11 protein-coding genes are annotated in these 11,999 nt (G+C 66.7%); 5 read left to right on the top strand and 6 right to left on the bottom strand.

Annotated elements, in window-relative coordinates; translation table 11 throughout:
- Nucleotides 1–5: 5 nt before the first annotated feature.
- Both ACEN9O_RS27950 and ACEN9O_RS27945 read right to left on the bottom strand, forming a co-directional pair.
- Nucleotides 6–845 carry an HDOD domain-containing protein gene (locus ACEN9O_RS27950; RefSeq protein ID WP_495615051.1) on the bottom strand — a complete coding sequence of 280 codons (840 nt, stop codon included), beginning with the start codon at nt 843–845 and terminating at the stop codon, nt 6–8.
- Between the two features lie 170 nt (nt 846–1,015).
- Entirely contained in the window at nt 1,016–2,305 is a 1,290-nt protein-coding gene (locus ACEN9O_RS27945) for a D-amino acid dehydrogenase (protein WP_495615050.1), read from the bottom strand.
- Nucleotides 2,306–2,405: 100 nt separating this feature from the next.
- Here ACEN9O_RS27945 and ACEN9O_RS27940 point away from each other — a divergent pair, with 100 nt between their 5' ends.
- Nucleotides 2,406–2,903 carry an Lrp/AsnC ligand binding domain-containing protein gene (locus tag ACEN9O_RS27940; RefSeq protein ID WP_495615049.1) on the top strand — a complete coding sequence of 166 codons (498 nt, stop codon included), beginning with the start codon at nt 2,406–2,408 and terminating at the stop codon, nt 2,901–2,903.
- Between the two features lie 94 nt (nt 2,904–2,997).
- The gene (locus tag ACEN9O_RS27935) at nt 2,998–4,557 is read left to right on the top strand and encodes a hypothetical protein (protein ID WP_495615048.1); all 1,560 of its coding nucleotides are present in this window, start codon (nt 2,998–3,000) and stop codon (nt 4,555–4,557) included.
- A 90-nt stretch (nt 4,558–4,647) separates the two neighbouring features.
- Here the strand turns inward: ACEN9O_RS27935 and ACEN9O_RS27930 are convergent, their stop codons facing one another.
- From ACEN9O_RS27930 to ACEN9O_RS27915, 4 genes are read right to left on the bottom strand one after another with little or no spacing between them, the layout of a single operon-like run.
- Nucleotides 4,648–5,796: an HlyD family secretion protein gene (locus ACEN9O_RS27930; RefSeq protein ID WP_495615047.1), complete on the bottom strand. Its 1,149-nt coding sequence runs from the start codon at nt 5,794–5,796 to the stop codon at nt 4,648–4,650.
- A gap of 15 nt (nt 5,797–5,811) precedes the next feature.
- Nucleotides 5,812–7,239 carry an efflux transporter outer membrane subunit gene (locus ACEN9O_RS27925; protein WP_495615046.1) on the bottom strand — a complete coding sequence of 476 codons (1,428 nt, stop codon included), beginning with the start codon at nt 7,237–7,239 and terminating at the stop codon, nt 5,812–5,814.
- Between the two features lie 23 nt (nt 7,240–7,262).
- Nucleotides 7,263–8,780, bottom strand: coding sequence for an MDR family MFS transporter (locus ACEN9O_RS27920; protein WP_495615045.1), 1,518 nt, complete (start codon nt 8,778–8,780; stop codon nt 7,263–7,265).
- Nucleotides 8,777–9,211 carry a MarR family winged helix-turn-helix transcriptional regulator gene (locus tag ACEN9O_RS27915; RefSeq protein WP_495615044.1) on the bottom strand — a complete coding sequence of 145 codons (435 nt, stop codon included), beginning with the start codon at nt 9,209–9,211 and terminating at the stop codon, nt 8,777–8,779. Before ACEN9O_RS27915 ends, ACEN9O_RS27920 begins: the two co-directional genes overlap by 4 nt.
- Before the next feature lie 108 nt (nt 9,212–9,319).
- Between ACEN9O_RS27915 and ACEN9O_RS27910 the strand changes: the two genes are divergently transcribed.
- The 3 genes from ACEN9O_RS27910 (at nt 9,320) to ACEN9O_RS27900 (ending at nt 11,991) form a co-directional block, all read left to right on the top strand.
- Nucleotides 9,320–10,075 (top strand): transporter, encoded by a 756-nt coding sequence (locus tag ACEN9O_RS27910; RefSeq protein WP_495615043.1) that lies wholly within the window; start codon nt 9,320–9,322, stop codon nt 10,073–10,075.
- 110 nt (nt 10,076–10,185) lie between these two features.
- Nucleotides 10,186–10,650 carry a hypothetical protein gene (locus ACEN9O_RS27905; RefSeq protein WP_495615042.1) on the top strand — a complete coding sequence of 155 codons (465 nt, stop codon included), beginning with the start codon at nt 10,186–10,188 and terminating at the stop codon, nt 10,648–10,650.
- A 36-nt stretch (nt 10,651–10,686) separates the two neighbouring features.
- A complete protein-coding gene (locus ACEN9O_RS27900) occupies nt 10,687–11,991 on the top strand; it encodes an NAD(P)/FAD-dependent oxidoreductase (RefSeq protein ID WP_495615041.1) in 1,305 nt (434 codons plus the stop codon).
- Nucleotides 11,992–11,999 lie beyond the last annotated feature (8 nt).

Below are 11,999 nucleotides of genomic sequence, written 5' to 3'. Positions count from 1 at the left end.
GAACTTCAGACCAGCAGCGCGGCGTTCATCTCGATGGCGTCGATCCTGGCTTCGGCCAGCATGGCTTCCAGCTTCTGCTCGTCGATGAACAGGTCGATGGCCGAGTCGGAGTGCGGCGGCAGGTCGCGCTGCGCTTCCTGCAGCGGCGATTTCACCGGCGTCAGGTGATTGGCCAGCAGCAGCGTGTCGAGCAGGGTGTCCGGCGGGATCGACATGAAGCTGTCGCGCAGGCCTTCGATGGCTTCGGCCACCGGCTCCGGGATGCACAGCTTGCGCATCACTTCGCGGGTGATGATCTCCTCGCTGGCCGAGTGCCAGTTTTCAGGATCCTCTTCCAGCAGGCCGGGGAATTCGTCGGCGCGCGACAGCAGGTAGAAGCCGCCTACCTCATGCACGATGGCGGCGAACAGCGCGGTGTCCGGATTCACGCCGGTGACCTGGCGCGCGATGATGCGCGACAGCGCCGCCACGGCGATGGTGTGGTCCCACAGCTTTTCCGCCTTGTAGCGCAGGTCGGGGTCGGCGATCTTGGCGCCGAACTGGCGCACCACCATGGCGGCGGCCAGCGCGAACAGGTTCTGGTAACCGATGCGCATGATGGCGCCGCGCACGTTGGTGATCATTGGCGCGCCGGAGCGGTTGAACATCGCCGAGTTGGCGATGGCAACGGTGCGTGCGGCCAGGATGGGTTCCGCGAGCACCAGGCTGATGGCCTTGTCGACCGGGCATTCCGGATCGTCGAGTGCGAGTTGAACGCGGAGTGCCGCATTGACACTGGTCGGGAAAACCAGTTCACCGCGGATGGCCAGCGCCGCGATATGGCCGAATGCTTCGAGTTTATTCATGATCAAAATTATACGCATGCGCGGCCCCAATCTCAACGCCATCTTGGATTGCAGGCGCAGGGAGGAGGCGACAATGCCACAGTATCAGGGATTCGGCGGGGCGCGGAACGCAGCAGGGAGGCGCGCGCGGCGCCTTCACGGGCGCCGCGCGCGGGGAAAAGCGGGGTGCGTCAGGCGTTGGCGAACTGCGGACGGCGCGTGGCGCTGTCGCGCTGGTAGCGGCTGACCGAGAGGTCGTCCGCCAGGATGGCGGGGCGGCGCGCCGAAATCAGGTCGGACAGCAGCTGGGCCGAGCCGCAGGACATGGTCCAGCCCAGCGTGCCGTGGCCGGTGTTGATGAACAGGTTGCGCAGGCCGGTGCGGCCGACCACCGGGGTGCCGTCCGGCGTCATCGGACGCAGGCCGGTCCAGAAGCTGGCGGCGGCGGTGTCGCCGGCGCCGGGGAACAGGTCGTTGACCACCATTTCCAGCGTCTCGCGGCGGCGGGGGTTCAGGTTCAGGTTGAAGCCGGCGATCTCGGCCATGCCGCCGACGCGGATGCGGTCGTCGAAGCGGGTCACGGCGATCTTGTAGGTCTCGTCCAGAATGGTGGAGACCGGCGCGGCGCCGGCGTTCACGATCGGCACGGTGATCGAGTAGCCCTTCAGCGGGTAGACCGGAATCTTGACCAGGTCCTTCAGCAGCGTGGTCGAGTAGGCGCCCAGCGCGACCACGTAGGAGTCGGCCGTCACCAGCTCGGCGCCGCACTGCACGCCGGCGATGGCGTCGGACCGCGCGTCTGTGACCAAGCCGGTGATGTCGACGCCGTAGCGGAACTTGACGCCCAGCTGCTCGGCCATCGCGGTCAGGCGGGTGGTGAACAGCTGGCAGTCACCGGTTTCATCGTTGGGCAGGCGCAGGCCGCCGACCAGCTTGTTCTGGTCCAGGCCGGGTTCGGCGGCGACCAGTTGTTCGCGGTTCAGCAGCTCGTAGGGCACGCCGGTTTCCTGCAGCACCTGGATGTCCTTGGCGGCGTCGTCCAGTTGTTTCTGGGTGCGGAACAGCTGGGTGGTGCCTTGCTGGCGACCTTCGTATGCGATTCCGGTGGCGGCGCGCAGGGCCTTGAAGCAGTCGCGGCTGTATTCAGCCAGGCGCACCATGCGTTCCTTGTTGACGGCGTAGCGTTCGGTATTGCAGTTCTGCAGCATCTGCCACATCCATTGCAGCTGGAACAGCGTGCCGTCCGGCGTGATCGACAGCGGAGCGTGGCGTTGCAGCATCCATTTCATGGCTTTGAGCGGGATGCCGGGCGCGGCCCAGGGGGAGGCGTAGCCGGGGGAGATCTGGCCGGCGTTGGCGAAGCTGGTTTCCAGCGCGGGGCCGGGTTGACGGTCGAGCACGGTCACATCGTGGCCGGCCTGCGCCAGATAGTAGGCGCTGGTGACGCCGATAACACCGCTACCCAAGATCACTACGCGCATACAGTCTCCCGATTATTTAGCCATACCAGATATTCCGCTATGGTATGCTTGTATCACTAGTATTTGTTACTGTATAACTTGATATATTCAGTGGATTTTCATGCGAATTCAAAAAGAATCGGTCCGCAGCCTGGACAAACTGGACAGAAAGATATTGCGCATCCTGCAGGAGGATGGGCGCATCTCGATGAAGGACTTGAGCGAGCAGGTGGGCTTGTCGATCACGCCGGCCATCGAGCGGGTCAAGCGCATGGAGCGGGACGGGGTGATCACCGGCTACCACGCGCGCATCGATCCGCCAGCGCTGGGGGCGAAGTTGCTGGTGTTCGTGGAGATCACGCTGAACCAGAAGTCGGGGCCGGTGTTCGAGCAGTTCCGGCGCGAGGTGCTGCGGATTCCCGAGGTGCAGGAGTGCCATCTGGTGTCGGGCGATTTCGATTACCTGATCAAGGCGCGCATTCATGAAATGGCCGAGTACCGCAAGCTGCTGGGCGATATGCTGCTCAGCCTGCCGGGCGCGGCGCAGTCGAAAAGTTATGTCGTGATGGAGGAGATCAAGGAAACGTTGATCCTGTCGACCGAGGTGGTGCAGGCTTGACTACTTCCGCTTCTAGCCGTTCGCCTGCTCACGCAGCGATCGAGCCGCTTCAGTTAGAATGCAATAACAGCATTATTTACGAAGCGGAGCAGGTGTGAACAATCAGCACGGTACTCCAGGCGATACCCATGTGGTCAACGTGCGCTCGCTGGACGAGCACATGTCCAGCGACCAGAGTTTCAGCTCTGCCTATGCGCGCGCGGTGGGCGCCATCGCTGGCAACGAGGGCAGCCTGACGCTGGCCCAGTTCGCCGCCGTCACCGACATCGCCGGCGACGGCAAATCCTCCGCCGTCTTCACCGCGCTGGTGTTGAACGCCATCGAATCGGGCGTCGACGTCGACTGGGCATTCAACGCCCTGAGCCGCAGCAGCGCCGGCATCGACCAGGCCGCGCGTGAAAACGCACTCGGCATGACCATCCCGCTTCTGGCCCTGCATGGTTCCGATGCCCGTGGGCTGGCGCAACGGCTGGCCAAGGCCTTGTCGGCCCGGCTGTCGCCCGAAGACCTGAACCGCCTGCCGCAGGCCGAGGAACGCGGCATCCTCGCCAGCCTGGGCGAGCAGGCGCGCCGGCTGGTGCGCGGCCGTTCGCTGGCCGATGCCGTGGCCGATTTCGGCCGTCATGCGGGGCAGCCGGTGCTGGTCGAACACGCGCGCAATTTCCAGTCCGGCGACATCGATCATGGCCAGTTGCGGGAGCTGGTGGGCAGCACCACCGCCGCCATCGCGCAGGATATCAGCGCCTATCTGGAGCAGGCGCGCATGCTGTCGGTGGGCGAGGCCATGGCCGCCACCCTGGCCAGCGCCGCCAACGATCTGAAAAACCAGGTGCTGCAGCGCCTGACATTGGTGGACCAGCGCATCGCCTACGAACGCCGCCTGCTGCTGGAGGAAATCGACGACGCCGTGCACGATGCCGGCAATGCCATCGAACTGGCGATCACCGATCGCCTCAACACCGACCAGTGGAAGGATGAGGATGTGTGGGCCAGCATGGGACGCCAGCAGTTCGGCCAGGAGATGGAGCGGCGGCTGGACCGCATCGTGCGGCGCAAGGAGCAGTCGCTGCATCTGTTGCAGGAGGACTTGCGGCTGTTCCAGCAGGCGATGCGCTTGAATCAGTCGTCGGTGTTCCAGCGTCAGCACCATTCGACGCTGGCCAAGCTGATGCCGCGCCTGAGGATAGGCACGCGCATCGTCAACAGCGTCGATACGGCGGCCAATGTCACCTTGATGAGCGGGGCGGTGGTGGCGGCCGGCACTGGCACGGCGGCTTATCTGATCGGCGCGGCGGTGGTGCTGCCGGTGGTGGCGCCGGTGGCGCCGTTTGTCGGCGGCGCGGTGCTGTTGGCGGGCGCGTTCAAATGGTTTACGGATGGCGGCAAGCGTAAGCGCACCGAGATCCGCGATAAGCGCGCCGCCTTCGAAGCTGAGCTGCGCAAGCAGTTGCAAGCGGCGGAGCTGAGTTTCAATGCGCAGCTGGATCTGGTGGCCCAGGGCTTCCATGACTCCGCGCTGCAACTGCTGACGCCTTTGCTGCTGGAAGCCGAAGCGGCGGGCCGCGTGCCCGGCATGCGCCAGCGCATCGCCGATCGCGTGATCACCCAGGCGCAGGCGGCGATCCGCCAGCTCGACGCCGAGCTGCGCAAATAACGTCATTCCCGCGCAGGCGGGAATCCATACTGAGCCTGGTGCGGCAGCGTTCTATGGATTCCCGCCTGCGCGGGAATGACTGCGGTGGGGTTAGAGGTTGCGGGCGATGATGGCGTCGGCGGCGGTGGCGGCTTGTTGCAGCGGCTGCGTCAGCGCCTGCGTGCTGTAGACCGGCGCCTGCGGCATCGCCGCACCCAGCATCGGGCCGTCGGTCTTGCTGATGTCCACCGTCACCGTGGTCGACAGGCCGATGCGCAGCGGATGCTCGGCCAGCTCCTTGGGATCGAGCGCGATGCGCACCGGCAGGCGCTGCACCACCTTGATCCAGTTGCCGCTGGCGTTCTGCGCCGGCAGCAGCGAGAACGCGCTGCCCGTGCCGGCCGACAGTCCCACCACCTTGCCGTGGAATTCCACTTTGCTGCCATACATATCGGCCTCGATCTTTGCGCCCTGGCCGACGCGGATGTCGCGCAGCTCCGATTCCTTGAAGTTGGCGTCCACCCACAGCTGGTCCAGCGGCACGATGGCCATCAGCGAGGTGCCCGGCGTGGCGCGCGCGCCGATCTGCACGCTGCGCTTGGCCACATAGCCTGACACCGGCGCGACGATGGTGTTGCGGCGCGCCGCCAGCCACGCCTGCACGTAGTCCGCCTTGGCCGCCTGCACCGCCGGATGCTGGGCCGCCGGCACGCCCGCCACGCCGGCCTGCGCGGCCTCGGCCTGCTTGAGCGCCACCGCGATCGCGGCGCGCGCGTTGTCCACGGCCTGGCGCGCGTGGTCGACTTCCTCGCCCGATACGGTGTGGTCGGCCGCCAGCGGCTTGCGGCGCGCCAGGTCGTCTTCTGCGGTTTTCAATTGCAGCTTGCGCAGTGCGACGGTGGCCTGGTACTGCGCGACGTCGGCGTAGCGCTGGCGTTGCTGGCGGACCGCCGTGCCGAGGCGGGCCTCGGCCTGGCTCAGCGCGATGTCGGCATCGGCCGGATCGAGCTTGATCAGCGTGGCGCCGGCTTGCACCATCTGCGTTTCGTCGGCGCGGATTTCGGTGACGTTGCCGGTCACCTGCGACGACAGGTTGACCAGGTTGCCGCCGACGTAGGCGTTGTCGGTCCGCTGCTCCTTCGACAGCACGGCCTTGTAGTAGACCGCGTAGGCCGCGCCGGCGGCGAGGAACAGCAGCGTGATCGCGGCCAGCACGGTCTTGCGCTTGCTGTCGTTGGGTTTGGTGATGTCAGTGCTCATGATGGATTCCCGTTTTTATTTGGAGGCGGTGGCGGTGGGCGCTTCTTCGCGGTAGCCGCCGCCCAGCGCGTTCGTCAAGGCCACTTCGGCCAGCAGCTGCACTTGCTGCAGATAGAGGTCGGCATCCTGCTGCTTGAGCAGCGCCAGTTGCGCGGACAGCACGCTGGCGCGGCCGGCGAGGCCGCGATCGAGCCGTGCCTGCGCCGACGCCATCTGCGCGCGCGCCGCGCTGGTGGCCGCCGCCTGCTGCACGATCTGCTGTTCGATGCCTTGCAATTGCACGCCGTCCTGCGCCACATCGCGCACGGCGTCGACCACCGCCTGGTTGTACTCGGCGATGCGTTCGTTGCGGCCGGTGCGGGCGCTGTCGAGCTGCGCGTCGAGGCGGCGGCTGTCGAACAGCGGCAGCGTCAGCGTTGGCCCGATGTAGAGCGTGCGGCTGGCCGCTTGCAGCAGGTTCTCCAGCCTGACCGTGTCCAGGCCGATGGAGCCGGTCAGGTTCACGTCCGGATAGAACGCCGCCTTGGCCGCGTCGATCTTGCTGAGCGAGGCTTCCAGCTTCCAGCGCGCGGCCTGCAGATCCGGGCGGCGCGCCAGCAGGTCCATGCCGAGGCGGGCGGGCAGGGCGTGTGCAGCGTTGCCCAGTGGTTGCGGCTTGAGGTCGGCCAGCGCGCTGCTGTCGGCGCCGATCAGGGCGCGCAGGGCTTCGCGTTCGCGGCCGATGTCGGCCTTGAGCTGCGCCTGCTGCTTGCGGATCAGGCTCAGTTCCGATTCGGCGGCGCGCTGCTCGTCGCTGGTGGCCAGGCCGCCGGCGATGCGTTTGGCCTTGTCCTGCACCAGCGCCGTCTGGGTGGCCGCCAGCTGTTCAGTGTTGGCCAGGCGTGCCCACGCGCCTTGCAGGCGGAAGTAGCTTTGTGCGATGGACGATGCCAGCGCGCGCTCCGCTTCGGCGTATTCGGCGCGGCCGGCGTTCAATTCGCCGACGGCGGCGGCGACCTGCGCGCGGTTCCTGCCCCACCAGTCGAAGTTGTAGCGGGCGTCCAGGCGCAAGGTCTCGGCCGTGAACCATGCGCCGCCTATCGGCGCCGGGAACAGGCCGGTGCCGGAGTAGCGTTGGCGGTTGGCGCCGGCGTAGCCATTGACGTCCAGCCCCAGGTCGGCGGCGGTGCGCGACAGCGCCGAGCGCGCGCTGCCGATCTGCGCGGCAGCCACTTCCAGCGACGGGCCGGCGGCCAGCGCCTGCTGGATCAGCGCGTTCAGTTGCTCGTCATGGTAGGCGGTCCACCACTGCGCGCCGGGCCAGCCTTCCTTGGACAGCTTGATGTCGGACGACAGTTCGGCGCTGGCGATGTCGCGCCTGGCCAGCGGGTGCTGGTCCGGTGTGATGTGGGCGCAGCCGGCCAGCGCCAGGGCGGCAGCCAGCAGCAAGGCGGTTTTTTTCACTTGAGGCTCCAATCGTTTCATCATCACTCCATCGCCGCGTGGTCGACGGCCGGCGCGGCCTGTTTGGCGGGCGGGCGTATCAACAGCAGCAGCGGTATCACGCACAGCGTCAAAATCATCATCAGCCAGAAGTCGTCCACGTACGAGATCATCGAGGCTTGGCGGGTGATCTCGCCATTCAGGGCGGCCGCCGCTTCCGGCGTGGCCAGGTTGTCCAGCAGCGATGGATTGACGGTGGTGATCTTCTCCGTCAGCGTGGCGTGCATGGCCTGCGTGTTCCGCACCAGCAGCGTCTGCACCATGGCGATGCCGATCGAGCTGCCGATATTGCGTATCAGGCTGTAGATGGCCGTGCCTTCGGCCCGCATCTCCGGCGACAGCGTGGCGAAGGTGGCGGCGCTCAGCGGCACGAACACCAGCCCCAGGCCCAGGCCCTGGATGACGCCCGGCCAGACGATATCGCTGCGCGACAGCACCAGCGTGTAGCGCGTCATCTGCCACAGCGAGAAGGCGGTGATGGCGAAGCCCACGCCCAGCAGCAGGCGCAGGTCGAACTTGCCCACCAGCCGGCCCACCACCATCATCGCGATCATGGTGCCGATGCCGCTGGGCGCCGTCACCAGGCCGGCGACGGCGGCCGGGTAGCCCATCAGGCTTTGCAGCATCGACGGCGTCAGCGCGCGCGTGGCGAATAGCACCAGGCCGACGATGAAGATGAACAGCAGACCGCTGACGTAGTTGGCGTTCTTCAGCAGCCGGTAGTCGAAGAACGATTTGCCGGCCGGCCGCAGCGCGGTGTGCGCCGCGAAATAAGCGAAGCTCAACGCCAGCACGATCGCTTCCACCCACGTCTCCCGGGCGGCGAACCAGTCGTTCTGTTCACCGCGGTCGAGCAGCATTTGCAGCGCGCCGATCGACAGGCTGAGGGTGGCGAAGCCGAAGGCGTCGAACGTCATCTTGCGCGCGCCCGGGACCGGACGGATGTAGCGCCAGATGCCGTAGAACGCCAGCGCGCCCACCGGCACGTTGATGAAGAATACCCAGCGCCAGTTGTAGCTGTCGGTGAGCCAGCCGCCCAGCGTGGGGCCGAGGATGGGGCCGATCATCACGCCCATGCCCCACACGGCCATGGCCGAGCCATGCTTTTCGCGCGGATTGATGTCGAGCAGGGTGGCTTGCGACAGCGGCACCAGCGCCGCGCCGAACACGCCCTGCAGCAGGCGCGCGGCGACGATCTCCGCCAGCGAGCCCGATAGCCCGCACAGCACCGAGGCCGCCGTGAAGCCGGCCACCGCGGTGAGGAAGATGTTCTTCTGGCCGTAGCGGTCGCACAGCCAGCCGGTCAGCGGCGTGGCGATGGCGGCGGCCACGATGAAGGAGGTCAGCACCCAGGTGATCTGGTCCTGCGAGGCCGACAGGCTGCCCTGCATGTGCGGCAGCGCGACGTTGGCGATGGTGCCGTCGAGCGCCTGGATGATGGTCGCCAGCATGATCGACAGGGTGATCATGGGGCGGTTGATATCGGCTCCGGCCGGGCTCATAGGCGCGTTTCGAGATCGGTCAGCATCGTCTCCAGGAATTCGGTGACGATGCGCAGCAGCGCCGGATCGGTGCCGCCCAGCAGTTCCAGCCGCACGGCCGAGGCTTCGGTCCAGACGGTCTGGTAGATCGCCTTGCCTTGCTCGGTCAGGCTGACCAGCTTGACGCGGCGGTCGGTCTCGGACGGCGTGCGCAGCATGTAGCCGGCTTTGACCAGGCGGTCGATGGTGGCGACCATGGTCGGGTCTTCGACGCCGACGCGCGCTGCCAGCCGGGTCTGCGATGGCGGTTCGCTTTCCTTGGCGGTGTAGGCGATCGCCATCCAGCTGGCCTGGCTGATGCCCAGGTGTTTGAGGCGGCGGTCGATGGCCAGACGCCAGGCGCGGGCGGTGCCGTGCAGCGCGGCGGAGAAACGCTCTTCGATAGAAGACATACCATTTACCTGCTAATAGTTAGGACTCGAACGATTATTCTAGCATGGGTGTTTTCTCTTCGGCAAGCTACGTGCTACGCTGGTGGTATCGCTTATCAAGGAAACGCTATGAAAACTCCGCTTGCCGCCGCGCTCTGCCTGTTGCCGCTGTTTTGCCTGGCCGATGATGGCCCGCCGATCACGCCTTACCGCCCCTCCGTTTCCAGTCCGGCGCAGTTGCCGGCGGCCGGTCAGCTGGAGCTGGAACTGGGCGGTTTGAGCAGCAAATCCGACGACGGCCGCCGCAACAGCCTGCCGTACGCGCTCAAGCTGGGCTTTAACGAGCAGTGGGGTGTGGTGCTGGTCGGCGAAGGCTTGGTGTCGACGCCGGACGGTGACGGCGGCCGCGCACGCGGCATCGGCGACACGCAGTTCGTGCTGAAGCGCGCCTTCGTGCTGAGCGAGGCCAGCGCGCTGGGCCTGGAGCTGGGCGCCAAGGCGCCCACCGCCAAGGACAGCATCGGCAGCGGCCGCGCCGACTACAGCCTGAACGGCATCTACAGCCAGGACATGGGCAGCGTCCACATGGACGCCAACCTCAACGCCACCCGCCTGGGCGCCTATGACGCCGGCACCGGCCGGGTGCAGACCGGCTTGTCGGCCTCGTTCTCGACCCCGATCAACGAGCGCTGGGGCGCCACCGGCGAATGGTCCGGCACCCGCCGCAGCGGCGCGGCCAGCACCGCGCAGGTGCTGGTGGCGTTCAGCTACAGCCCCAGCAAGCGGTTGACCATGGACTTCGGCGCGGCCCACGGCCTGAACCGTGCCTCGCCGGATTGGGCTTTCTTCAGCGGCGTGGTGTTGCCGCTGGCGCAACTTTGGTGAGCCATTATGGCCTTTTGTGTACGCTAGCGTACGGATAGTCAGGCATGGCTCTGTTATTATTTCAATTGAGCAAGTTCGCTCAGCCACGATTACAAGAAAAGAAGGCCATCATGAAAGCCAAGATCCTTGCCGCCAGCCTGTTGGCGGTGTCCTCCGCAGCCTTCGCCAGCGATGTCGGCGTATCCATCAACATCGGCCAGCCGGGCTTTTACGGCCGCATCGATATCGGCGATTTCCCGCAGCCGCAGGTGATCTACCGCGAGCCGGTGATCGTCCAGCGTCCGGTGCGCTACGTCGAGACCGCGCCGATCTACCTGCGTGTGCCGCCGGGCCACGCCAAGCACTGGGACAAGCATTGCGCCGAGTATCGCGCCTGCGGCCAGCGCGTGTATTTTGTCGATGATGGCTGGTACCAGAACCAGTACGCGCCGCGCTATCGCGAGCGTCATGGCGAAGGCCGCCGCGACGACCGTGACGATCGCCGCGATGACCGCCGCGATGACCGTCGCGACGACGACCACGACCACGGTCGGGGCCATGGCAACGGTCACGGCAACGGCCACGGCAAGGACTAATCACGCGGCGCAGGCCGCCGCCCACAGGAGTCAGGTTTGCACAGCAAAATCGTGATTGTAGGCGGCGGGGCAGGCGGGCTGGAGCTCGCCTGCAAACTTGGCCGCAAGCTGGGGCCGCAGGCCGTCGCACTGGTCGACAGCCGGCAGTTCCACATCTGGAAGCCGTCGCTGCACGAAGTGGCGGCCGGCACGCTGGACGTGCATCAGGAAGGCCTGTCCTACCAGATGCTGGCGCATGACAACGGCTTCACCTTCGTGTACGGGCCGATGCAGGCGCTGGCCGCAGCAGATCATCAGCTGACGGTCGGCCCCATCTACAGCAACGACAACGGCCAGCGCGAACAGCTGCTGCCGGAGCGCCGCGTCGGCTACGACGCGCTGGTGCTGGCGGTCGGCAGCGTCTCCAATTATTTCGGCGTGCCCGGCGCGGCCGAGCACACCATCTCCCTGAATGCCACCGAAGACGCCGAGCGCTTCCGCCTGACGCTGCTCAAGCTGCTGACCCAGGCCGGGCGGCGGAAAAGCACGCATCCCGAGGCCGGCGTCGACATCGTCATCATCGGCGGCGGCGCCACCGGCGTCGAGCTGGCGGCCGAGCTGCGCGAGGCCAGCGGTGTCTACACGGTGTACGATTTTCCTCAACTGCGCGCCGAGCGCGACGTGCGCATCACGCTGCTGGAAGGCGCGCCGCGCATCCTGGCGCCGCTGCCGGACAAGGTGGCCTCGGCCGCGCTGACGCTGTTGCACGAGCGCGCCGTGACCGTGGTGACCGGCACGCGCGTAACCGCCATTGCCGCCGACGCGGTGACGGCCGGTGACACCGTCTACCCGGCGCAGCTGGTGGTGTGGGCGGCCGGCATCAAGGCGCCGGAATGGCTGACGCAGCTGGGCCTGCCGACCGTGAAGTCGGGCCAGCTCGACGTTGACGATCATCTGCAGGTGCGCGGCCATCCCGGCATCTACGCGCTGGGCGATTGCGCCGCCTGCAACGGGCCGGACGGCAAGCTGGTGCCGCCGCGCGCGCAGGCCGCCCATCAGCAAGCCAGCTATCTGGCGGACACCTTCATGCGCCTGCACCAGGGCAAGCCGGCGCCGGCGCGGCCGTACGTCTACCGCGACTATGGTTCGCTGGTGTCGTTCGGCCAGACCACGACGGTGGGCAGCCTGATGGGATCGCTCAAGGGATTGAGCTGGTTTGTCGACGGCCTGGTGGCGCGGCTGATGTATGTCAGCCTGCACCTGATGCATCACCGTGCCGTGCTCGGCACGGTGCGCACCGCCTTGCTGGCGCTGGCGCGCTTCCTGATCAAGCGAAGCACGCCACTGGTCAAGCTGCACTAGCCCGGCTT

Source organism: Duganella sp. Dugasp78, assembly GCF_059491455.1.
The sequence above is the reverse complement of the archived record's forward strand: the minus strand, read 5'-3'. Positions and strand labels throughout refer to the sequence as shown.

Coding starts and splice junctions, on each gene's coding strand:
- ACEN9O_RS27945 (WP_495615050.1), bottom strand. CDS start 2,305: ATGCGCGTAGTGATCTTGGGTAGCGGTGTTATCGGCGTCACCAGCGCC.
- ACEN9O_RS27940 (WP_495615049.1), top strand. CDS start 2,406: ATGCGAATTCAAAAAGAATCGGTCCGCAGCCTGGACAAACTGGACAGA.
- ACEN9O_RS27920 (WP_495615045.1), bottom strand. CDS start 8,780: ATGAGCCCGGCCGGAGCCGATATCAACCGCCCCATGATCACCCTGTCG.
- ACEN9O_RS27905 (WP_495615042.1), top strand. CDS start 10,186: ATGAAAGCCAAGATCCTTGCCGCCAGCCTGTTGGCGGTGTCCTCCGCA.
- ACEN9O_RS27930 (WP_495615047.1), bottom strand. CDS start 5,796: ATGAGCACTGACATCACCAAACCCAACGACAGCAAGCGCAAGACCGTG.
- ACEN9O_RS27915 (WP_495615044.1), bottom strand. CDS start 9,211: ATGTCTTCTATCGAAGAGCGTTTCTCCGCCGCGCTGCACGGCACCGCC.
- ACEN9O_RS27910 (WP_495615043.1), top strand. CDS start 9,320: ATGAAAACTCCGCTTGCCGCCGCGCTCTGCCTGTTGCCGCTGTTTTGC.
- ACEN9O_RS27950 (WP_495615051.1), bottom strand. CDS start 845: ATGAATAAACTCGAAGCATTCGGCCATATCGCGGCGCTGGCCATCCGC.